This window comes from Microbacterium trichothecenolyticum (genome assembly GCF_041938625.1).
Lineage (GTDB): Bacteria > Actinomycetota > Actinomycetes > Actinomycetales > Microbacteriaceae > Microbacterium > Microbacterium trichothecenolyticum_D.
Map to the genome: position 1 here is coordinate 37290 of NZ_CP169427.1, position 21134 is coordinate 58423.

Annotated in this window: 19 protein-coding genes; 9 read left to right on the plus strand and 10 right to left on the minus strand. The window is 70.0% G+C overall.

The window, feature by feature from the left end; translation table 11 throughout:
* Positions 1 to 10 precede the first annotated feature (10 nt).
* Genes ACEYYH_RS00195 through mnhG form a run of 6 tightly spaced genes read left to right on the plus strand, consistent with a single transcriptional unit; the run spans position 11 to position 6302 of the window.
* The gene (locus ACEYYH_RS00195) at positions 11 to 2944 is read left to right on the plus strand and encodes a Na+/H+ antiporter subunit A (RefSeq protein ID WP_374976312.1); all 2934 of its coding nucleotides are present in this window, start codon (positions 11 to 13) and stop codon (positions 2942 to 2944) included.
* Positions 2941 to 3486 (plus strand): Na(+)/H(+) antiporter subunit C, encoded by a 546-nt coding sequence (locus ACEYYH_RS00200; protein ID WP_374976313.1) that lies wholly within the window; start codon positions 2941 to 2943, stop codon positions 3484 to 3486. Before ACEYYH_RS00195 ends, ACEYYH_RS00200 begins: the two co-directional genes overlap by 4 nt.
* Positions 3483 to 5066: a Na+/H+ antiporter subunit D gene (locus tag ACEYYH_RS00205; protein ID WP_374976314.1), complete on the plus strand. Its 1584-nt coding sequence runs from the start codon at positions 3483 to 3485 to the stop codon at positions 5064 to 5066. Before ACEYYH_RS00200 ends, ACEYYH_RS00205 begins: the two co-directional genes overlap by 4 nt.
* The gene (locus ACEYYH_RS00210) at positions 5063 to 5683 is read left to right on the plus strand and encodes a Na+/H+ antiporter subunit E (protein ID WP_374976315.1); all 621 of its coding nucleotides are present in this window, start codon (positions 5063 to 5065) and stop codon (positions 5681 to 5683) included. The genes ACEYYH_RS00205 and ACEYYH_RS00210 overlap by 4 nt, the downstream gene beginning before the upstream one ends.
* The gene (locus ACEYYH_RS00215) at positions 5680 to 5946 is read left to right on the plus strand and encodes a monovalent cation/H+ antiporter complex subunit F (RefSeq protein WP_220288949.1); all 267 of its coding nucleotides are present in this window, start codon (positions 5680 to 5682) and stop codon (positions 5944 to 5946) included. Before ACEYYH_RS00210 ends, ACEYYH_RS00215 begins: the two co-directional genes overlap by 4 nt.
* Entirely contained in the window at positions 5946 to 6302 is a 357-nt protein-coding gene (gene mnhG, locus ACEYYH_RS00220) for a monovalent cation/H(+) antiporter subunit G (protein WP_116195070.1), read from the plus strand. Before ACEYYH_RS00215 ends, mnhG begins: the two co-directional genes overlap by 1 nt.
* Before the next feature lie 33 nt (positions 6303 to 6335).
* Here the strand turns inward: mnhG and ACEYYH_RS00225 are convergent, their stop codons facing one another.
* The 9 genes from ACEYYH_RS00225 to ACEYYH_RS00265 all read right to left on the minus strand — a co-directional run bounded on the left by ACEYYH_RS00225 (position 6336) and on the right by ACEYYH_RS00265 (position 17783).
* The gene (locus tag ACEYYH_RS00225) at positions 6336 to 8990 is read right to left on the minus strand and encodes a penicillin acylase family protein (RefSeq protein ID WP_374976316.1); all 2655 of its coding nucleotides are present in this window, start codon (positions 8988 to 8990) and stop codon (positions 6336 to 6338) included.
* A gap of 194 nt (positions 8991 to 9184) precedes the next feature.
* Positions 9185 to 11038 (minus strand): YhgE/Pip family protein, encoded by a 1854-nt coding sequence (locus ACEYYH_RS00230; protein ID WP_374976317.1) that lies wholly within the window; start codon positions 11036 to 11038, stop codon positions 9185 to 9187.
* Positions 11035 to 11724 carry a hypothetical protein gene (locus ACEYYH_RS00235; protein ID WP_374976318.1) on the minus strand — a complete coding sequence of 230 codons (690 nt, stop codon included), beginning with the start codon at positions 11722 to 11724 and terminating at the stop codon, positions 11035 to 11037. Before ACEYYH_RS00235 ends, ACEYYH_RS00230 begins: the two co-directional genes overlap by 4 nt.
* The gene (locus ACEYYH_RS00240; protein ID WP_374976319.1) at positions 11721 to 12362 is read right to left on the minus strand and encodes a TetR/AcrR family transcriptional regulator; all 642 of its coding nucleotides are present in this window, start codon (positions 12360 to 12362) and stop codon (positions 11721 to 11723) included. The genes ACEYYH_RS00235 and ACEYYH_RS00240 overlap by 4 nt, the downstream gene beginning before the upstream one ends.
* Positions 12363 to 12414: 52 nt before the next feature.
* A complete protein-coding gene (gene argG, locus ACEYYH_RS00245; RefSeq protein ID WP_374976320.1) occupies positions 12415 to 13857 on the minus strand; it encodes an argininosuccinate synthase in 1443 nt (480 codons plus the stop codon).
* Positions 13858 to 13923: 66 nt separating this feature from the next.
* Positions 13924 to 14658 carry a Pr6Pr family membrane protein gene (locus tag ACEYYH_RS00250; RefSeq protein ID WP_374976321.1) on the minus strand — a complete coding sequence of 245 codons (735 nt, stop codon included), beginning with the start codon at positions 14656 to 14658 and terminating at the stop codon, positions 13924 to 13926.
* Between the two features lie 254 nt (positions 14659 to 14912).
* On the minus strand, positions 14913 to 15668 hold the full coding sequence (locus ACEYYH_RS00255; protein WP_374976322.1) for a Pr6Pr family membrane protein: 756 nt from the start codon (positions 15666 to 15668) through the stop codon (positions 14913 to 14915).
* Positions 15669 to 15672: 4 nt separating this feature from the next.
* Positions 15673 to 17112, minus strand: coding sequence for a DUF222 domain-containing protein (locus ACEYYH_RS00260; protein ID WP_374976323.1), 1440 nt, complete (start codon positions 17110 to 17112; stop codon positions 15673 to 15675).
* A gap of 59 nt (positions 17113 to 17171) precedes the next feature.
* Entirely contained in the window at positions 17172 to 17783 is a 612-nt protein-coding gene (locus ACEYYH_RS00265) for a nitroreductase family deazaflavin-dependent oxidoreductase (protein ID WP_374976324.1), read from the minus strand.
* A 226-nt stretch (positions 17784 to 18009) separates the two neighbouring features.
* Here ACEYYH_RS00265 and ACEYYH_RS00270 point away from each other — a divergent pair, with 226 nt between their 5' ends.
* Entirely contained in the window at positions 18010 to 19401 is a 1392-nt protein-coding gene (locus ACEYYH_RS00270; RefSeq protein WP_374976325.1) for a D-alanyl-D-alanine carboxypeptidase family protein, read from the plus strand.
* Between the two features lie 12 nt (positions 19402 to 19413).
* Here the strand turns inward: ACEYYH_RS00270 and ACEYYH_RS00275 are convergent, their stop codons facing one another.
* Positions 19414 to 19923 (minus strand): DUF1990 family protein, encoded by a 510-nt coding sequence (locus ACEYYH_RS00275; protein WP_374976326.1) that lies wholly within the window; start codon positions 19921 to 19923, stop codon positions 19414 to 19416.
* Between the two features lie 80 nt (positions 19924 to 20003).
* Between ACEYYH_RS00275 and ACEYYH_RS00280 the strand changes: the two genes are divergently transcribed.
* Both ACEYYH_RS00280 and ACEYYH_RS00285 read left to right on the plus strand, forming a co-directional pair.
* Positions 20004 to 20195: a hypothetical protein gene (locus ACEYYH_RS00280; RefSeq protein ID WP_374978278.1), complete on the plus strand. Its 192-nt coding sequence runs from the start codon at positions 20004 to 20006 to the stop codon at positions 20193 to 20195.
* A 61-nt stretch (positions 20196 to 20256) separates the two neighbouring features.
* Positions 20257 to 21105, plus strand: a complete 849-nt coding sequence (locus ACEYYH_RS00285) for a PhzF family phenazine biosynthesis protein (RefSeq protein WP_374976327.1) — start codon at positions 20257 to 20259, stop codon at positions 21103 to 21105.
* Positions 21106 to 21134: the final 29 nt, after the last annotated feature.

A 21134-nucleotide genomic window follows, 5' to 3' on the forward strand; every position in this document is an offset into this window, starting at 1 on the left:
GGAGGCCCGAATGCTCCTCGTTCTCGGCGCGTTCGCGGTCGTCCCGGTCCTGCTCCCGTGGCTCGTGGCGCGCATCGGCGCCCGCGCCTTCTACGTCGCGGCGATCCTCCCGATCGCCGGATTCCTCTACGCCGCCGTGCTCACGCCGCAGGTGCTCGCGGGTGACATTCCGTTCGAGACATACGCCTGGATCCCGCCGCTCGGCATCAATCTCTCGATGCGGATGGACACGCTGTCGTGGCTCATGACGCTGGTCGTCACCGGCGTCGGCGCCCTCGTGATGATCTACTGCCGCTGGTACTTCCGCGGCAAGACCGAGAATCTCGGCCAGTTCGCGGCGGTGCTGCTCGCGTTCGCGGGAGCGATGTACGGACTCGTCCTCACCGACGACCTCGTCGTGCTCGTGATGTTCTGGGAAGTCACCAGCGTCCTGTCGTACCTCCTCATCGGGTACTACAACAAGCGCGCGGCAAGCCGTCGTGCCGCTCTGCAGGCCCTCCTCGTGACGACGCTCGGCGGACTCGTCATGCTGATCGGCGTCGTGCTGCTCGTGGTCGACGCGGGAACCTCCCGCATCTCGACGATCCTCGCCGAGGCGCCGTCAGGCCCGGTCGTGAACGCGGCGCTCGTGATGATCCTGGTCGGCGCGCTCAGCAAGTCGGCGATCTTCCCCTTCCACTTCTGGCTGCCGGGTGCGATGGCGGCCCCGACGCCGGTGAGCGCCTACCTGCATGCCGCGGCCATGGTCAAGGCAGGCATCTACCTCATCGCCCGATTCGCCCCGGTGTTCGCGATCGCTCCGCCGTGGCGTCCGATCGTGATCTCGCTCGGTGTCTTCACGATGCTGCTCGGCGGCTTCCAGGCGCTGCGCGAGACCGACCTCAAGCGCGTGCTCGCCTTCGGCACGGTGAGCCAGCTGGGCCTCTTGACCGTCGTCCTCGGATATGGGACACGGGATGCTGCGCTCGCAGGTCTCGCGCTGCTCTTGAGTCACGCCCTCTTCAAGTCGGCGCTGTTCCTCGTGGTCGGCGTCCTCGACCGCCAGCTGTCGACCCGCGACCTGACCGAGCTCTCGGGCGTCGGCCGGCAGGCGCCGGTCATGGCGACGTTCTCGATCATCGCCGTCGCGTCGATGGTCGGCATCATCCCGACCATCGGCTTCGTCGCCAAGGAGGGCGCCCTCGCCGCGCTCCTGCACGAGGCGCTGGGCGGCGCCGTGTGGGGGATCGTGGCCCTCGTGGGCGTCGCTCTGGGATCTGTGCTGACGGCGGGATACGGCATCCGTTTCCTCTGGGGCGCGTTCTCGACCAAGCGCGAGGCGAACGGCGACCGTATGCCCGACACGGAGTGGCCCGACCCCCCGATCGGATTCCTCGTGGCGCCGATCGTGCTCTCGGGCCTCACCGTCGTCGCGGGTGCCTTCGCGCCGTGGCTCGACAAGGTCTTCACGCCCTACGCCGACCAGGCGCCGTCGTCGACGCCCGGCGTCGCCCCGCCTGAGCATCCCGCCCACCTCGCGCTGTGGCATGGGCTCGAGCCGGCGCTGTGGATCTCGCTGGCCACGATCGCGATCGGCGTCTTCGTATTCTGGGTGACGCGCGGCTGGCGACCCGCGAAGCGCCTGCTGCCGTTCACCGCGGCCGAGGCGTACAACGGCGCGCTCCGCGTCGTCGCGCGCCTGTCGGTGATCACCACGAGCCTCACGCAGCGCGGCTCGCTGCCCGTCTACGTCGGCACGATCTTCGTCGTGTTCGTCGCCGCCGAGGCGACCGCGCTGTTCGCGAGCGACGACTGGCAGGCGAAGCTCGATGCCTACCAGACCCCGACGCAGCTGCTCGTCGCCCCCATCATGATCGCCGCCGGGCTCATCGCGATCCGCGCGCGCAAGCGATACACCGGCGTCGTGCTGGTGTCGGTGACCGGCCTCGGCATGGTGCTGCTCTTCGCGACCAGCGGCGCACCCGACCTCGCGCTCACCCAGATCCTCGTCGAGACGGTGACCCTCGTCGCGTTCGCGCTGGTGCTGCGCCGCATCCCGTCGCGCCTCGGCGAGCACAACGCCTCGGTCTGGCCCCTCGCCCGCGCGGTCCTCGGCGCGGCGGTCGGCATCACGATGGCGCTCGTCGCCATCGTGGCGACCAGCGCCCGTGTCGAGAAGCCGATCTCGGACGCCTTCCCCGACCTCGCGTACGAGCTCGGCCACGGCAAGAACGTCGTCAACGTCGCCCTCGTCGACCTGCGCGGCTGGGACACCATGGGCGAGCTGTCGGTGCTGATCCTCGCCGCGACGGGCGTGGCGTCCCTCGTCTTCGTCACCCACCGCGCCGACACGCTGTCGCGCGCGATCTCGTCGCTGCCCACCGGCGCGACGCGCACGCGGCGCCCATTGGTCGAGACCGCGGAGGGCGTCCAGCCGCGCGGCGCGGGCGGTGGACGGATGGCGTGGCTCGTCGGCGGCCAGCGCGTGCGGCCCGAGAACCGCTCGATCATGCTCGAGGTGATCGTGCGGATCCTCTTCCACACGATCATCATCGTGTCGCTGTACCTCCTGTTCGCCGGGCACAACCTGCCCGGCGGCGGGTTCGCGGGCGGCCTCGTCGCGGGCATGGCGCTCGTCATGCGCTACGTCGCGGGCGGCCGCTACGAGCTCGGCGCCGCGGCACCCACCGACGCCGGGCGCCTGCTGGGCACGGGCATGACGATCGCCGTCGCGTGCGCGATCGTGCCGGTGTTCCTCGGCGATCAGCCGCTCACGAGCTACTTCTGGGAGATCCACGACGTGCCGCTGCTCGGCCACGTCGAGTTCGTCACGTCGACGCTGTTCGACATCGGCGTCTATCTCGTCGTCATCGGCCTCGTGCTCGACGTGCTGCGCAGCCTTGGCGCGGAGGTCGACCGCCAGGCGCAGGAAGCGCGCGAGCAGCAGGGGGTGACCGTGCCGTGAACGTGTCCCTCGTCCTCATCATCGTGATGGCCGTGCTCTTCGCGTGCGGCGTCTACGCCATGCTCGAGCGCAGCCTCACGCGCGTTCTCATCGGGTTCCTGCTGCTCGGCAACGCGACGAACCTGCTGCTGCTCATCGTCATGGGAGACCCGGGCGTCGCGCCGTTCTTCGGCTCGGCATCCGTCGACGAGATGTCGGACCCGCTCCCGCAGGCCCTCACGCTCACCGCCATCGTCATCACGTTCGCCGTCTCGGCGTTCCTCCTCGCCCTCATCTACCGGTCCTGGCAGCTCGGTCAGGCCGACACCGTTTCGGACGACGAGGCCGATCTCGAGGTGCGCTCCCGCGGCGCCGCCGACGAAGACACCATGGACGAGGAGACCGAGATCGAAGACGCCGACGACGATGCCACCACGGACTTCGTGGGCACCGCGACGGCGCCGATCATGATCCTCGGCGCGCGCGACTTCGCGGGCCTCCGCGACGACGCGCCGGTGGACCGCCCCGACCAGGATCCGCGGGATCGGGGCGATGACGCATGACCGAGATCGCGCCCGCCCTCGTCCCCCTCCTCGTCACGCTTCCGCTGCTCGGCGCCGCCATCGCGCTGATCGCGGGGCGTCACCGCAAGACCCAGGTCATGGTGTCGGTGGTCACGCTCAGCGCGGTCACCGTCATCGCCGCGATCCTGCTGTTCGTCGTCGACACCGGAGACAAGCCGATCGCGGTCTCGGTCGGCGGCTGGCCGATCCCGTTCGGCATCGTGCTCTACGTGGATCGGCTCGCGGCTCTTCTCGTGGTCGTGTCGAGCATCGTGCTGCTCGCGGTGCTCCTGTTCTCCGTCGGCCAGGGTGCCGCGGACGGCGACGACGACACCCCCGTCTCGATCTTCCATCCCTCGTACCTCATCCTCGGCGCGGGCATCTTCAACGCGTTCATCGCGGGGGACCTCTTCAACCTCTACGTCGGGTTCGAGATCCTGCTCGTCGCCTCGTACGTGCTGATCACCCTCGGCTCCACCGAGTCGCGCATCCGCACCGGCGTCGTCTACATCGTCGTCTCGCTGGTGTCGTCGATCCTCTTCCTCGCGGCGATCGCCATGATCTACGGCGCGCTCGGCACGGTGAACATGGTGCAGATCTCCGAGCGCATGGGCGAGCTGCCGCAGGAGACGCAGCTGATCCTGCACCTCATGCTGCTGCTCGCGTTCAGCATCAAGGCCGCGGTGTTCCCGCTGTCGTTCTGGCTGCCGGACTCGTACCCGACCGCGCCTGCCCCGGTCACGGCGGTCTTCGCCGGACTGCTGACCAAGGTCGGCGTGTACGCGATCATCCGCACCGAGACCGAGCTCTTCCTCGACAACGACGTGAACCAGCTGCTCATGTGGGTGGCGCTCGCGACCATGATCGTCGGCGTGCTCGGCGCGGTGGCGCAGGCGGAGCTGAAACGCATCCTGTCGTTCACGCTCGTGAGCCACATCGGCTACATGATCTTCGGGCTCGCGATCGCGACGCCGGCCGCCATCGGCGCGACGATCTACTACATGGTCCACCACATCGTGGTGCAGACGACCCTCTTCCTCGCCGTCGGTCTCGTCGAGCGTCGCGCGGGCTCGACGTCGATCCTCCGGGTGAAGGGCCTCATGAAGGCGGCGCCCGTCATCGCGGTGCTGTACTTCATCCCCGCGGTCAACCTGGGCGGTCTGCCTCCGTTCTCGGGCTTCATCGGCAAGTTCGCGCTGTTCGACGCGGCCGCTCAGGTGGGCACGCCGATCATGATGGTGCTGATGGTGGGCGGCATCCTGACCAGCCTCCTCACGCTCTACGCGCTGATGCGGGCCTGGAACCTGTCGTTCTGGCGCGAGGACGAGGACTCGGCCGAGACCGAGGCCCGCATCTCGTACCTAGGCTCGGCACCCGCCGCCGGCGTCGAGACCGAGCGCCGCGTCATCCCGAGGATCATGACCGCAGCGACGACCGGCATGGTCGCGATCACCGTCGCCCTCACGATCTTCGCCGGGCCGCTGTACGACGTGTGCACCCGCATCGGCGAGGCGCTGCTGCAGCCCGTGTCGCTGACTCAACTCCAGGATGACCTCGCGGGAACGGAGAAGACCCCGTGAGCCCCGACCTGCCCCAGGGCCGGCTTCGCCGCGGGTTCGCGACGGCGTGGCGGCAGCTGCCGTTCTTCGTGTGGCTCATCGCCCTGTGGATGCTGCTGTGGGGCCAGTTCACGTGGCTCGCGTTCCTCACCGGACTCGTCGCCGCTCTCGTCGTGACGCGCGTCTTCCGCCTGCCGCCGGTAGAGCTGTCGGGACGCGTCAACCTGTGGTGGGGACTCGTCTTCGTCGTCGAGTTCATGGTCGCCGTGGTGCAGGGCTCCCTCATGGTGGCGTGGCAGGTGCTGGAATTCCGCCGGCAGCCGGGAGCGGCGATCATCGGGGTGCAGCTGCGCACCGATGACGACCTGATCATGACGCACGTCGGGGTCACCTGCTCGCTCATCCCGGGCTCGCTCATCGTCGAGACCGATCGCGACCGCCGCATCCTGTACCTGCACGTCATCGGCGTTCGCGACGACCGCGACGTCGAGAAGCAGCGTGCGAGCGTGCATCACTGGGAGGAGCGCATCGTGCGCGCCGTGGGTTCGCGCGCACAGCTGCAGGCGATCTGGACGGATGCTGCGACCCGCCCGAGTGCCGCCGGCTCGGCCAGCGGACGAAGAGGAGGTGGCCGATGAACGTGCTGCTGCTCGCGATCTACGTGATATTCGCGGTCGCGGCGCTGCTCACGCTGTGGCGCATCGTCATCGGGCCCTCGATCCTCGACCGGGCCGTGGCATCCGATGTCCTGCTCACGCTCGTGATGTGCGTGCTCGGCGCCGAGATGGCCATCAACCACCACACGCGCACGCTGCCGGTGCTGCTGATCATCGCCGCCGTCGGCGTGTTCGGATCGATCTCGATCGCGCGGTTCGTCGCGAGAAGGGACCAGGACCGCTGATGGACGCCATGCTGGACCTCGCCGCGATGATCCTGATCCTGATCGGCGCGCTGCTCTGCCTCACCGCCGCGATCGGCGTGCTGCGCTTCCGCGATGTGCCGACCCGCCTGCACGCCGCGACCAAGCCCCAGGTGCTCGGGCTGATCCTCATCTGCCTCGCGATCGCGCTGTCGCTGCGGTCGTGGCCGGTGGTCGCCTTCCTGGTGCCGGTCGTGCTGATCCAGCTCGCCACGGCACCGCTCTCGGCTCACATGGTCGGCCGCCAGGCCTACCGCAACGGCACGATCGACGAGGCCGGACTGCACGTCGACGAGCTCGCCGACTCCAAGCGCACCCCGCCCGCCTCCGGCGGCTGACGCGTCAGGCCGGGCCGGCGGGCAGGTCCCGGGTCAGGGCGTGAGCACCAGGGTGTCGGTCGCCGCAGCATCCACGGCGGCGGACGTGTAGGCCCACGGCGTCAGCTCCGCCTTCTGCCACGACTCCACCTGGTCGGTGTAGTTCGTGTGGAAGGCGTGGCCGCTCTGGCCGGTGAGCTGGTTCCAGCGCGAGGCGTCGAAGTCCGACAGGTCGACGATCATGCGCATCGAGGGCACGGTGACGGTCGCGAAGCTCGAGCCGAGGTCCCAGCCGGTCGCGTTGACGACGGACGAGCCGCCGCCGACCGGGAACGGACCACGGTTGAACAGCCACTCGATCGGCGCGATACCGGACTGGCCGAAGCTCTCGTTCTCGAGCGGGAGCGCGTGCAGGTTCCCCCAGTTCCAGCGCGATGGGGTGTCGCCCTGGGCGTCGACGAGTCGCTCGTAGGCGTCGATCGCGGAGCGCTTCAGCATGTCGGTCATGCCGTCCACGCCCAGCTCCTCGTTGGTCCACCACGGCGACGCCTCGTCGTCGAGCAGCGCATCGATCACGAGGAACTGGCGGCCCTGGCCGCTCAGCGGTGCCGCGTTCTCGCGTCCGTCGACGAACACGTTCTCGGCCAGGGTGTCCCACAGCACGTTCGCGTACGCCGCGGCCGCCGAGTCGGCGCTGTTCTGGGCGTCCCATTCCTGCAGCAGGTCGAGTGCGGCGTCCGTCTCGTCGTCGCCCGTGGTGACCTCGGCGTAGGCGGCCGTGAGGCGCATGCCGATGAAGGAATAGTTGTCGGCCTGGATGGCGTTGATGTCGTCCGCGGTGACGGGACCCTTCGCGATCGCCCGCTCGATCAGCTCCGTGATGCGGGCCGCGCGCCAGCCGTAGTCCCAGTCGCGTGTGAGCGGGTACGTGTAGTCCTGCCCGACGATCGCGTTGTTCGCGGTGACAATGTACCCCTCGGTGGGGTTGTACGAGACCGGAAGTTCCTCGAACGGAATATAGCCCTTCCAGGCATACGTCGAGTCCCACCCGGGCTGCGGCATCGAGCCGTCGCCGGCACCGCGGATCGGCAGCTTGCCCGGCGTCTGGTACCCGATGTTGCCGTCGACGTCGGCGTAGATGAGATTCTGCGCCGGCACGTCGAACAGGGCCGCGGCGCCGCGGAAGTCGTCGAAGTCCTTGGCAGTGTTGAGCGCGAAGATGGCGGATGCCGTGGTCCCGGGCTGCAGCGCGGTCCACCGCAGACTCACGGCGGTCTCGCCTGCCGGCGCATCTGCCGGCGGCTCCGTCACCGTGCCGCCCGTCCCCGTGTACGGGGCCTCCGCGATCGAGGTGAAGTCGTCGGTGAGCCCCGACACGATCGGCCCGTTCGCGGTGGACCGCACCTCGAGCTCGACGTCCTCCGAACCGGCGACCTTGAACGTCTCGGTGTGCGTCTGGAGCGGCACGAGCGCGCCGTCGTACCAGTACGAGTCGCCCTCGACCTTCTCGAGGTACAGGTCGGTGACGTCGGTCGTGAGGTTCGTGAAGCCCCACGCGATGCGCTCGTTGTGGCCGATCACGACGCCGGGGAGGCCCGAGAAGCCGAAGCCGGCGACGTCGAACGGGCACTCCTCGCTCACGGTGGAGCACTTGAGCTGGATCTGGTGCCACACGCTCGGCAGCGACGCTCCGAGGTGCGGGTCGTTGGCGAGGAGCGGCATCCCGGTGTCGGTGGCGCTGCCCGACACGACCCACGAGTTCGAGCCGATGCCCTCGCCGGCGTCGCCGACGAGCTCGCCGACGGCCTCGATCACGCTGTCGACCTCGGTCCATTCGATCGCGGCGGTGGCAGCATCCGTGTCTCCCGCAGCGTCGCCGGCCGCATCACCCTCGCCCTCGGCCGCACCCTCTTCCGCAAGGAGGTCGGGAGCCGTGCCGAGCGCCGGCACCGTCGAGATCTTCGGCACGATGACCGGGTTCCGATCGAACGGGTAGCCGGGGTAGAGCTGGTCGATCTCGGCCTCGGTGAAGTCCGGCGCCATGACGGCGCGCTCGGTCTCGCTCTCGATGTTGCTGCGGAGGTCCCAGGCCATCGCCTTCAGCCAGGCCACGGAGTCGGCGGGCGTCCAGGGCTCGATCTGGTAGTCCGGGTTCTGCAGGCCCAGCACGGCGTACTCGAACGACGCGTCGGCGCCCTGGTGGTCGGCGAGGTACGCGTTCACCCCGTCGGCGTAGGCGTCGTAGTAGGCGCGCTCGGTGGCGTCGAGGGCGTCGACCTCCTGCCGGGCGATGTCGTGCCAGCCGAGGGTGCGCAGGAACTTGTCGGTGCCGAGCTGCGACTCGCCGAACATCTCGGAGAGGCGCCCGCTCGTGACGTGCCGGCGGAAGTCCATCTCCCAGAACCGGTCCTGCGCGTGCACGTAGCCCTGGGCGAAGAAGAGGTCACCCGGCGAGTCCGCGGTGATGGTCGGGATGCCGAGCACGTCGCGCTGCACCGTCACCTCGGCCTCGAGCCCGGCCGCCTTGACCGCGCCGCTCAGCTGCGGGAACGAGCGCTGCGCGGTGTACGCGACGAAGCCGACCGCGATGAGGGCGACCACCACGATGCCCGCGAGGATGCTGAACAGGACGATGCCGACCGTCCTCCCCACCGACCGGCGATGCACGGTGTCGTCGACGGCATAGGGGGAGGGCTGGGGCTTCGACATTGAAAAGGCTTTCCGGGCGAGGTGGGGGGAAACGCGGTGCCGGACACCGCGACATTCGGTGCCGCGCGCGTTCGGGTCGCAACGGCACCATTCCGCATGCTAACCCCGGGGTGCGCCGGCCGCCGAATCGCCTCCCCGGCTCCCTCCCGGAACTCTCAGCAGGCCGGGCCTCTTGTCGCGCCGGCAAGCGATCGCTACCCGATGACGCTCGGCTGCAGGTCGCGCAGCGTGCGGAAGTGGGTCATGCGGGTGACGCCGATCGCGGCGATCACGCCCGCGCCGACGAGCCAGGCGAGCAGTACGGCGAGATCGAGCCACACTCGTTCGGGGCTGCCGCCGTACATGACCTGGCGCATCGCGTCGACCACATAGCCCATCGGCAGCACGTGGTGCAGCGCCGCCAGGGGTGCGGGCAGCGTCTGCCACGGGAACGTGCCTCCCGCGGTCACGAGCTGCAGCACCATGAGCACGAGGCCGAGGAACTGTCCGACCGAGCCGAGCCACACGTTGAGTGCGAGCACGATGGCGGCATACGTGGCCGAGGCGAGCAGCAGGATCCCGAGGGTCGCGAGCGGATGCGCGAACGAGAAGCCGAGCGCGAGCGCCAGCACGCCGAACAGGCCGAGCATCTGGACGCCGCCGAGGAGGGCCGGGGTCGCCCAGCCGGCCAGCGTGATGCGGATCGGGGAGTGCAGCGCCGTCACCGCGCGCTTCGAGACGGGCTTCACGATGAGGAACAGCGCGTAGATGCCGATCCAGCCCGCCAGGGCGGCGAAGAACGGCGCGAGGCCGGCGCCGTAGTTCTGCGCCTGCGTGAGCGACGAGCGCTCGACCTCGACGGGCGCCGCGAGGGTGTCGGCCTGGGCTTGGCGTGTGTCGGCGTCGTACGAGGGGAGCTGGGCGGCACCCGCAGCGAGTCCGTCGCGCAGCTGCGTCGCGCCGTCCTCGAGCTGCGTGAGGCCGCTGTCGAGCGTCGCCGCGCCGTCGCGCAGCTGCGCTGCGCCGTCGGCCGCGGTCGCCGCGCCCGAGGCGAGGGTCGCCGAGCCGGCGGCGACGGTGGCCGCTCCCGCCGAGACCTGCTGGGCGCCGGAGTTCAGCCGGTCGACCTGCGCGACCGCTCCCTGCACGCGGCTGTCGACCGCGTCGAGCCGATCGCCCACCGGATCGAGCGTGGCGAGCACCTCGTCGATCTGCGCCTGGTCGAGGCCCGCCTCGCCGAGCTTCGCGGCGATCTCGTCGCGCACCTGGGGCAGTGCCGAGATCGCGGACGCGGCTGCTGCGCCGATGCGATCCGCGATCGCGTCGAGCTGTGCGGTGCCGTCGGCGACCTGGGCCGCGCCGTCGGCGACCTGCGAGGCGCCGTCGGAGAGCTGGGCGGCGCCGTCCCGCAGCCGGGCGGTGCCGTCGGCGAGCTGTGTCGCCCCGTCGGAGAGCTGCGACGCGCCGTCGCCGGCTTGCGCGAGACCGTCGACCAGCTGCGAAGCGCCGGTGGCAGCATCCGTCAACTGGACACGGATGGTGTCGAGGGCGTCGAGCATCGTGAGACCCGCCTCGGCCACGACCTTCTCGGTGATCGTCGCCTGGATGCGCTCGACGGCCTGCGTGCCGATCGTCGAGGCGAGGTAGTTGTTGGCGTCGCTGGTGTGCAGGATGATGTCCGCCGTGCGGGGGTCGCCGGTCGTGATCGAGGCGATGGCCGCGGTGAAGTCGGCGGGCAGCTCGATCGCGAAGTCGTAGTCACCCTCGTCGAGGCCCGCGTCGACGCCCTCGGCGGTGGCGAGGTGCCAGTCGAAGGTGCCGTCCTCGATGAGCTCCCGGGCGACCTCGTCGCCGAGATTGCGGTCGGTGCCGTTGAGCTCGGCGCCGGTGTCGGCGACGACGAGCGCCACCGGCACCTGGTCGAGCTGGCCGTACGGGTCGCGATTGGCCCACAGGTACAGGCCGCCGTAGAGGATCGGCACCACCATGAGCGCGATCAGGGCGATGAGCGACATGCGCGTGGAGCCGAGCCGCCGGAGCTCCGCGAGGATCATCTGGGGGACCTTCATGCCCGGCCGCCCTTCGTGGGGGTCGTGAGCCGGCGTACCCGGGGTCGACCGACGGTGCGGCGCGTTTCGACTCGCTCGTTCCTCGCTCGCTCAACGAGCGAAGTTCGCGCCACCCCCTGCGAGGCCTGCCCCGCGATCACGAGCACCGCGTACCCGCGGCCCGCGACCTCCTCGGCCACGGCCCACCACGCGGCGGGCTCGCCGCCGTGGCGGTCGGGCGAGACCAGCACGATCCCCTCGACGCCCGTGCGCAGCACCGCCAGTTCGCAGAGCGCCCGCACGCGGCCGGCGGGATCGACGTTCGAGACGGGGACGGATGCCTCGTCCCCGAGTCCCTGCTCGTCGAGCCAGCGTCGCACCGCGACGGGATCCGACCGGCGCCCGGCGAACATGAGTTCCTCGGCGGCCACACCGGCGAGCGTGACGTCAGGCTCGGGTTCCGACACCTCGGGAGCGTCGACCAGTGCGATCCGGCGGCGGAGGGCCGAGGCATCCGCCCGCCCGTCCACCTCCACGCGGCCGGTGTCGGGGCGCATGCGGCCCGACGCGATGAGCCCGAGCACCGTCGGTCGCTGCTCGGTCTCGGCGGCGACCAGCGTGGCGCGGCCGGACTCGAAGGCTGCCGAGGTCACCGGCAGCGCATGCTCGCGGCGGCCCTTGCCGACCGCGTCGAGCACGACCCTCACGCGCTCGCCGCCTCAGGGGCCGCGAGGATGTCGGGGTGCTCGTCGAGCAGCGCATCGGCCTGGCGCCACGACAGCCCGGCGATGCTCAGCACGGCGCGCACCGCGAGGTCGCGCGCGGCGGGCGACGAGGCGTCGATGCGCGTGATGACGGTGCGCGCGGTCTCTTCGACGAGACGGGCGAGCGTCGGGGCGGCGACGTCGGTGCGGAGCACCTCGGCGTCCTGCCCGTCGCGCACGATCCGCACGACCGTGCGGCGCAGGGGTGCGAGCGCCGTCGCGGTCTCGTCGAGGTGGGCCTCGTCGAGCGCGATCGCCGCCAGCACCTGCACGTGCGCCGCCTCGTTCCAGAGGGCCGCGGCGAGACGCGCGAGCGCGACCCGTGCGTCGGGGTCGTCGATCGAGGCGGCGACGGCGTTGAAGCGCGCGGCGCCCTGCGCGACGAGTTCGCGCACCAGGGCGTCGCGGTCGTCGAAGTGCCCGTAGAGCGCTCGGCGCGAGAGGCCGGCCTGACGGGCGATGGCGTCGACGGACGCGCGGGGGTCGTGCGCGAGGGCGACGTGAGCCGCGGCGAGGATGCCCGCGCGGTTCTCGAGGGCGTCACGCCGCGGACGGCGCGCAGCATCGATCGGGGAGGTCATGCCTCCAGGTTAGATAACTTGCACAGTCGTGTGCAAGTTATTGCGGCATCAGTCAGTCGGTTCCCAGGTCGAACGCGGACGCCTCGTTCGCAGCATCCGTCGCCTCAGCCAGCTCTTCCTGCGCAGCGCTGAAGCTCTCGGCGCGCTCGGTGATCTCGCCCGCTTCGCCCTGCGTGAGGTGCCCGACGAGCTCGCCCGTCGCGCCGCCGATGAGGCCCTTCGACGCGTAGTACTCGAGGCGCACGCGCGAGTCGGCGATGTCGAGGTTGCGCATGGTGAGCTGGCCGATGCGGTCGGTGGGGCCGAACGCGGCGTCGCCGACGCGCTCCATCGACAGCTTCTCGGGGTGGTACGACAGGCGCGGGCCTGTCGTGTCGAGGATCGTGTAGTCCTCGCCGCGGCGCAGGCGCAGCGTGACCGAGCCGGTGACCGTCGAACCGACCCACTTCTGGATCGATTCGCGCAGCATGAGCGACTGCGGCTCGAGCCAGCGGCCCTCGTACATGAGGCGGCCGAGGCGGCGGCCCTGCTCGTGGTAGGTCGCGAGCGTGTCTTCGTTCAGGATGCCGTTGACGAGGCGCTCGTACGCGGTGAACAGCAGTGCCATGCCCGGCGCCTCGTAGATGCCGCGCGACTTCGCCTCGATGACGCGGTTCTCGATCTGGTCGCTCATGCCGAGGCCGTGGCGTCCGCCGATGCGGTTGGCCTCGAACACGAGCGCGACGGGATCGGCGAACTCGACGCCGTTCAGGGCGACGGGCCGGCCGGCCTCGAAGGTGACCGTCACGTCTTCGGTCTCGATCTCGACCGACGGGTCCCAGAAGCGCACGCCCATGATCGGCTCGACCGTCTCGAGCGAGACGTTCAGGTGTTCGAGGGTCTTCGCCTCGTGCGTCGCGCCCCAGATGTTTGCGTCGGTCGAGTACGCCTTCTCGGCGGAGTCGCGGTAGGGGAAGCCGTGCTCGACGAGCCACTCGCTCATCTCCTGGCGGCCACCGAGCTCGGTGACGAAGTCGGCGTCGAGCCAGGGCTTGTAGATGCGCAGGGCGGGGTTCGCCAGCAGGCCGTAGCGGTAGAACCGCTCGATGTCGTTGCCCTTGTAGGTGGAGCCGTCGCCCCAGATGTCGACGCGGTCCTCCTTCATGGCGCGCACGAGCAGCGTGCCGGTGACGGCGCGGCCGATGGGCGTGGTGTTGAAGTAGGTGCGGCCGCCCGAGCGGATGTGGAACGCGCCGCACGCGAGGGCGCCGAAGCCCTCCTCGACGAGGGCGGGCTTGCAGTCCACCAGCCGCGACACCTCGGCGCCGTACTCGAGGGCGCGGCTCGGGATCGCGTCGATGTCGTCCTCGTCGGGCTGACCCAGGTCGCCGGTATAGGTGCAGGGGATCGCGCCCTTGTCGCGCATCCACGCGACCGCTACGGAGGTGTCAAGTCCTCCCGAGAAGGCGATGCCGACGCGCTCGCCGACGGGCAGGGACTGGAGGACCTTCGACATAGTCCTCCAGTCTAGTTAAGGGGACGGATGCCTCGTTCCGAGGCATCCGTCCCCCCGTGGCGCTGATCAGATCAGCAGCGTGTGGCGTGCGGCCGGTGCGCCGTGACGCGTGGACCGCTTCTCGCGGTACCGGCCGATCAGGATGATGATCGTGCCGATCGCCAGGAAGCCGATGAGGATCACGCCGATGTAGGTGAACGCCGACGAGTAGCCGCCCGCGCCGTGCGGGTCGAGGAACGGGTACGGGTACCACCACGGTGTGGTGCCGTCCGGGTTCGCGACGCGCTCGCCGCGGACCATCGTGTACGTCGTCCATGCCAGCGGGTAGCCGACCAGCACCGCGAGCGACCACCAGGGCAGTGCCCGCCGGCGCGGGGCCAGCAGCAGGTCCAGCACGAAGTAGATCGGCAGGACCACGTGCAGCACCTCGGCCGCGTACTTGTCGAGCATCGCGATCCCCGCGGAGTCGCCGGGCGCGACGGCAGACGGCAGTCCGCGCAGCAGCGCGTTGTAGACCAGCCCGAGCAGCAGCACGGGACCCGTGACCGCCGCCAGGGCCAGCGCGATGCCGAACGGCTCGCGCGAGGAGCCCGGGTGCCGCATCCCCCATGATGCGGCCGCGAACAGTGTGACGATGCTGAGCAGCGTCGACACGATCGTGAACAGGCTGAAGTAGTTCGCCAGCACATCGCCGAGGCCCTGCCCCTGGCGCGCTGCGCGGTCTACGTTGACGATGAACCCCGCGACGACTCCGGAGATCCCGGTGAGTGCCGCGGCGATTCGAAACCATGCCCAGTGCATGTCCTACCCCTTTCGACATCACGCGTGGTGCGTGTCGCTTGTTGCCCCGAGCACAGATGTACTCCCGCGGATACGGGGGTGTATCAAACCTTTGTGTCGGCACCGTGCGGAAAACGCGCGCCCGATACCCGGCGTTGTCAGGAAGCTACAACGTGTCCACCGTTTGGTGGACAACGTCGACAAAAGCCGCGGAAATCCGGGCGTGTCCGCCGTTCGGGGGACACGATTCAGCCTGTGGGAACGGCTGGTGGGAGTCAGTCCGACGCGACGGAGGAGGGGACGGATGCCGCCTCCCCAGCGTCATCCGAGGCCATGGCGGATGCCGCTCGGCGCCGGCCCCACCACACGACGAAGGCCCCGACCGCGACGATCGCGGCTGCGATCCCGATGACGTAGAGGACCACCGAGGGCCAGCCACCGGGGTTGTTCGGGTTGAGGAACGGATACGGGTACCAGAACGGATCAGCGCTGACCGGGTTGGTGACGAGGGGTCCGCGGATCATCGTGTAGATCACCCAGACGATCGGGAATGCGACCACGGCCCAGAGGCTCCGCCACGGCAAAGATCGGCGGAGCGGTCCGAGGAACACGTCGAGGAGCAGGAAGATCGGGCCGATCAGGTGCAGCACCTCGTTCGACCACGGGATCGGTGCGCTGCCCTGCGGCAGCTCGATACCCCGCAGCAGGGTGTTGTAGACGATGCCCGTGATGATCATGTAGGTGCTGACGCACGCCAGTGCGACCGCGAGACCGTGGGGCTCAGCATCCGTTCTCCGCCCCTTGAACAGGTACCACACCGCGATCCAGGCCAGCACGACCGCCGCGGCGGCGTTCGAGAGGATCGTGAAGAAGCTGAAGAAGTTCGCGATCGTCGTCGGGACGTCACGGCCGAGCTCGATGGCCGTGCCGATGGACTTGGTCAGCTGGGCCGATATCGCGGCGACCGTCACCCCCGCCATCGCGAGTCGCACCACCGTCCACACCGTCGCCCATCCCCGCGTGCGCGTCATGCGCTCACCATATCGACTGGGCTGTGTCGCGGGGCCTCCGCGTCACGCAACGACCGCGACGTGCGGAGCCCGGTATCAGTGCGTCACCGCGCCACGGTGGCACACATCCGGACGCGAAAGGCGATGCCGGAGACCGCCGTGCACGCGAGCCCGTCAAGGCAGGGCCGAAGATCAGAACGGTGCGTCGCCGTGGTCCGTCGAACGGAACACGGGTACGGCGCGCTCTGGCTTGACGAGGTACTGGCGGCCGGCGGGAGAGGTCCACAGGATGGCGCCACCCGAACCGGGAACCTGTTCGATCGTCCAGTCGGTGTGATGTCTGACGGTGTGATGGCCTTCGCACAAACGGCCCGAGATTCGTCAGCTCGGTCTTTCCGCCGAGAGCCCAGTCGACGTTGTGGTCGATGTCGCACCGGGAAGCCGGCATCCCGCAGCCGGGCCCCATGCACCGATCCGCCCGCCACTTCACCAGCTTCGCCAGCGCCGGTGGAGGCCGGTACTGATCGCGGCCGACGGACAGGACCACTCCTGTCTCGGGGTGGGTGAGCACCCGCGTCCACCCGGACGCGCCGACGGCGAGCTCCCTGGCCACGGGCAGCGGGATCGGCCCGATCCCTTCGACGACCGGCGGGCCGATGCCTGCGGCCGCGCGGGAGGCATCGGTCTTGTGAAGAAGCGCGAGCACCGGCACGGTGACGAACACCGTCGCCCGCGCACCACGCGCCTGCTCGGGATGCGCCTCGACCGAACCGTCGATGAGGAGGTCGAGCACCACGTCGGCGCGGGCTTGGTCGAGAGTGCGCGTGTCTCCGTCGGTCGCTGTGACGACCTTCGCCATCGCGGTGGCCCGTGCCTGTGCGGCGGTGATCGCGACCATGGGTGCGTAGAGATGCAGCCAACCCATCCCGTCGTCGTCGAGCTCGGCCACGATCCGGCGCTTCGTCACGGCGCGCTCGTACCGTTCGGTGAGCGTCGCCGATCGGACGGTGTCGATGAGCGTCCGGAGCTTGCGGCGGAACGTGCCCACCGGCTCCGCTTCGGCCAGCGCGAGGCCCGGTTCGAGCACCTGCCCGCGGAACTCCGGTTCGAGTTCGTTCACCGCCGCGACGAGGATCTCGGCGTGCCGCTCCGTGACACGGGCGCGCTCCATCGACGTCAGCACCGCGGGATACGAATGCACCAACGCCTCCGCGAAGCCCAGCAGATCGCCCGCCGCGTGCTCGGTGATGCGCAGCGCGGCCGCGAGTTCCAGCTGCACCCCCCGCTCCACGACCTCGGTCAGCACCCTGCCGTTGCGGGTCGCATCGCGGAGGGCCTCGCGCCGCATCGCGTCGATGCGCGCCAGCCGCTGCGCGGCGATCACCGTCATCATGTCGGCGGCTTCGACGACGAGATCGAGTTCGTCCGGAAGCACCGGGTCGGGCAGCTCCGGGTCGATGAACATGCTTCCACTCTAGAACTTACCTCCGACACTGAGGGAGAGACCCAGAGGATCAGACTCGATCAGAAATCGGACCCGGGCGAACGTCGAAGCACGATCGCCCCCGGCATCCGCGCCACGATCGCGCGGAACATCGGCTTCGCGAGATCCGCCGCCTCGGCCGGCTCGATGATGCGGGGCGACGAGGTCGAGTGAGTCGCACCGGACCAGGTGACATCGGCCGATCCCGCCGCGATGACGTTGCGCGCCCAGTTCGTGTTCCGGCCCCACGGCAGGCCGATCAGCACGAGCGCCGGATCCACGGACGGCACGATCGCGACCGGAGTGGTGTACTCGGCGCCGCTCTTGCGCCCACGATGGTGCACAACCGCCCACAGCGGAAGCCAGCGGCGTCCAGCGAGGGCGATCGCGATCGACTCGGTCGCCTTCACGAGGAGGCGAGGCGGACCCGAGAAGCCGGCTCCCGCGCGCCTGCGGGCGAGTCCTCGCAGCCCGCGGCCACCCGCCAGCACGTCGCCGAAGTGGAACGAGATCGTCACGGCCATCGCCACCGCCCCGACGGCGGCGCCCACGGCTTCGCCACGCGATCGGATTCCGCGACGCAACAGCAGCGCCCCCGCGATCGCGTTGGCCGCGCTCCATGCCACGTTCACGCGCGGGGACGACAACCCCACACCTGGTGGATCGGCGAACGGACTGGGAAACGGTCGTCCCTGCACACCGCTCACGCCGTGCGGCACGGCGTTGACGAGCAACGCGGCGCCGACGGCACTCCTGACGACCGACCTGATCGACACAGGCCCACCCTACGACGGTGATCTGCGGCGAGACGAGGGCCGCAGCATCCGTTCTCCATATCGAGGAAGAGAAAGGTGGTGAGACGGGGAGTCTCAATGCTGCATGATGGGGTCAGCATCTCGACGGGAGCCTTCCATTTCGACGCAGCCGCCTACGGACGAGTTCTCCGATTTCACCGAGCTGATCAGCCAGGAGCAGATGTTCGGCGACCTGCCGAGCCGCGAGGCGGATCCGGCGGCCCGGCGTCGTCGCCGGCGTATCGGACTCATCGTCACCGCGATCGTGCTCGTGGTTCTGGTCGGCGTCCCCGGCGGCTACGTGTGGTGGGCGCTGACGGCACCGGTGAGCGCGCCGGTCGTCGAGACGCACGAGCCGCCGGTCACGGTGCCCGCGGCGGCCGCGGTCTCACTCCCGTCCACCGGCGCCGCGGCGATCGCGGTCGCCGGCGGCGACGAGTACCTCGGGGCGGAGGCGAGCGGCATCTGGATGACGAGCGGCACGGGCGAGCCGCGCTCGATCGCGAGCATCACGAAGATCATCACGGCGCTCGTGATCCTCGACCGCCATCCACTGGCGGATGCTGCGGACCCGGGGCCGACCATCACCTTCAGCAAGGCCGACCACGACCTCTACGACCAGTACTACGTGCGGGGCGCCACGATCGCGGCGATGCCCACGGGCAGTTCGATGTCGCTGCACGATGCGATCGCGACGATGCTCATCCCGTCGGCGAGCAACTACGCGGAGGCTGTATCGACCTGGGCGTTCGGATCGCAGGGCGCCTTCCGGGGTGCCGCGCAGCGGTGGCTCGCGGCGAACGGACTCACCGGCACGACGATCGTCGAGCCCACGGGCCTCGACGCGCGCAACACCAGCACGCCCGCCGACCTCATCGCGCTCGGCAAGATCGCCGCCGCGAATCCGGTGGTCGCAAGCATCGCCGCGACGTCGTCCCTCTCGCTGCCGGGTCCTGGCCGCATGGTGAACACCAACGACCTGCTCGGGAGCAACGGGATCACCGGCCTCAAGACGGGCAACCTCGGCGAGGGCACGTACAACCTGCTGTTCACCGCATCCGTCCCCGTCGGTACCGCGCAGCCGCTCGCCGTGACCGGAGTGATCCTCGGCGGAATGACGCGCGCGAACGTGAACGCCGACGTGATGAGGCTGATCGACAGCATCCGTGCCGGGTTCCACGAGGTGCCGCTCGCCCAGCGAGATCAGCAGGTCGGCACGATCACGACCCCGTGGGGCTCATCGGCGCAGGTCGTCGTCTCCGACTACGTGACGATCTTCACGTGGTCCGACACCCCGATCTCGGTGGAGATGACGACCACCACGCCGAAGACCTACACGGACGGCGAAGAGGTCGGGAGCATCACGTGGACCGCAGGGCCGAACACGGTGACGGTTCCGATCGAGATCGAGGGCACCATCGTCCCGCCGACGGACACGTGGCGCCTCACGAATCCGGGCGAGCTCGGCGGGGAGTAGGGTCGGCGTGGGTCAGCGGGCGGCACGGACCCGGAGCGCGCGAAGGTAGCGGCGGCGGGCGACCGCCTGTGCGAGCAGCAGCACCGGGTACATCACGCGCCAATGCCCGCGACCCGGCCGCGTGAGCGAGCGGATCGTGAGGAGCACCGAGTCGCCGTCTCGGTGCACGATGAAGGCCTCTTCTCCCGTGACCGGGTGGCCGTGGAGCGTCCGGTAAGCGAAGCCCACGCGGTCGCTCGCATCGACGACGGCGACGACCTCGACGGGCTCGCGCACGGACAGCCCGAACGGGTGCGCCATGATCACCGGCCGGTCGCCCGTCCGAACGGCGGCATACGGAGAGACGGTGAAGCCGCTGCGGGTCTTGACGCCCCACCGCAGCACCTCGGTGCGCGCCCAGTCCCAGGCGGCCGGTCCGTCGCCGAGGGGAGTCGACGTCTCCCAGCGTCGGAAGCCCTCGGGGTGATCGCGCCACTGTGTGCTCGCCGGGCTCGTCCAGGACACCCGTTCGCCGTCGGCCACCCCTCGATCCTGCCACCGCCCTGTTCGCCGGGGCCTGTCGCCAGGGGAGCCGCGACCCTAGAGTCGGGACCGTGAAGCGAATGTGGCCGTTCCTCGTGCCCGGCGTGATCCTGGGCGCTGTCGGGCTGGTGTGGACCCTGCAGGGGGTCGGCGTGCTGCAGGGGTCGTCGATGACCGGGTCCACGCTGTGGGCCACGATCGGTCCGATCGTGCTCGTGATCGGCCTGGCGCTGATCTGGATCGGGATCGCCCGTCGCCGTCGCGCTCGCTGATCGGCAGGAATCGGTCGGTTTGTGGCGACCGGTGCGCCCCAGGGTGACCTATCGTGACCGGGTGACCTCGATCGACATTCAGCGATGGACGGCCTTCTCCTCCGACCCCGCGGGCGGCAATCCCGCGGGCGTCGTGCTGGATGCAGATGGACTCACGGATGCTGCGATGCTCGGCATCGCCGCAGACCTCGGGTACGCCGAAACGGCGTTCGTGACCGCGGCCCGCAACGGAGCCGGGCAGGCGATCCGCTACTTCTCTCCCCATGCCGAGGTGCCGTTCTGCGGCCATGCCACCGTCGCCGCGGCGGCCGCGATCGCCGAGGTCGAGGGCGATGGCCGGATCTCGTTCGAGACGCCGGTCGGAGTCGTCGACATCGTCACCGAATCCGAGGCGGGGGATCGGCGAGTGTCCTTCACCAGCGTCTCGCCCGAGACCGCTCCGTTGCCCGCCGATGCTCTGGCCGATGTGCTCGCGGCGATCGGTCTGTCAGACGCCGACCTGCACCCGGCGTTTCCGCCCGCGCAGGCGTTCGGCGGCAATTGGCATCCGCTCATCGTGCTCGCCGACCGGGAGCGGTTCGACGCCTTCACGATCGATCCCGCTCGTGCTCGAGCTGTGCTCGACGCGCGAGGCTGGCCGGCGACCATGATCGTTCTGTGGCCCGAAGCCACGGATACGTGGCACGCGCGCAACGTCTTCCCGGTCGGGCCGATCATCGAGGATCCCGCGACGGGCGCGGCGGCGGCCGCGACCGGCGGGTACCTGCGCACCACTGGCGCGGTAGGGGCGGTGCCCGCGCGCGTCGTGATCCTCCAGGGCAGTCATGTCGGCCGGCCGAGCGAGTTGACGGTAGACATCCCCGCGACCGGCGGGATCGTCGTGTCCGGATCCGCGGTGCGCATCGACTGACGCAGGCCCGCGACCGCCCTCCCGCCGGC

What these genes read in the sequence shown, in the direction of transcription:
- ACEYYH_RS00215 (WP_220288949.1), top strand. Translation starts at nt 5,680, where the DNA reads ATGAACGTGCTGCTGCTCGCGATCTACGTGATATTCGCGGTCGCGGCG.
- ACEYYH_RS00270 (WP_374976325.1), top strand. Translation starts at nt 18,010, where the DNA reads ATGATGGGGTCAGCATCTCGACGGGAGCCTTCCATTTCGACGCAGCCG.
- argG (WP_374976320.1), bottom strand. Translation starts at nt 13,857, where the DNA reads ATGTCGAAGGTCCTCCAGTCCCTGCCCGTCGGCGAGCGCGTCGGCATC.
- ACEYYH_RS00280 (WP_374978278.1), top strand. Translation starts at nt 20,004, where the DNA reads ATGTGGCCGTTCCTCGTGCCCGGCGTGATCCTGGGCGCTGTCGGGCTG.
- ACEYYH_RS00240 (WP_374976319.1), bottom strand. Translation starts at nt 12,362, where the DNA reads ATGACCTCCCCGATCGATGCTGCGCGCCGTCCGCGGCGTGACGCCCTC.
- ACEYYH_RS00250 (WP_374976321.1), bottom strand. Translation starts at nt 14,658, where the DNA reads ATGCACTGGGCATGGTTTCGAATCGCCGCGGCACTCACCGGGATCTCC.
- ACEYYH_RS00205 (WP_374976314.1), top strand. Translation starts at nt 3,483, where the DNA reads ATGACCGAGATCGCGCCCGCCCTCGTCCCCCTCCTCGTCACGCTTCCG.
- mnhG (WP_116195070.1), top strand. Translation starts at nt 5,946, where the DNA reads ATGGACGCCATGCTGGACCTCGCCGCGATGATCCTGATCCTGATCGGC.
- ACEYYH_RS00225 (WP_374976316.1), bottom strand. Translation starts at nt 8,990, where the DNA reads ATGTCGAAGCCCCAGCCCTCCCCCTATGCCGTCGACGACACCGTGCAT.
- ACEYYH_RS00230 (WP_374976317.1), bottom strand. Translation starts at nt 11,038, where the DNA reads ATGAAGGTCCCCCAGATGATCCTCGCGGAGCTCCGGCGGCTCGGCTCC.
- ACEYYH_RS00195 (WP_374976312.1), top strand. Translation starts at nt 11, where the DNA reads ATGCTCCTCGTTCTCGGCGCGTTCGCGGTCGTCCCGGTCCTGCTCCCG.
- ACEYYH_RS00260 (WP_374976323.1), bottom strand. Translation starts at nt 17,112, where the DNA reads ATGTTCATCGACCCGGAGCTGCCCGACCCGGTGCTTCCGGACGAACTC.
- ACEYYH_RS00255 (WP_374976322.1), bottom strand. Translation starts at nt 15,668, where the DNA reads ATGACGCGCACGCGGGGATGGGCGACGGTGTGGACGGTGGTGCGACTC.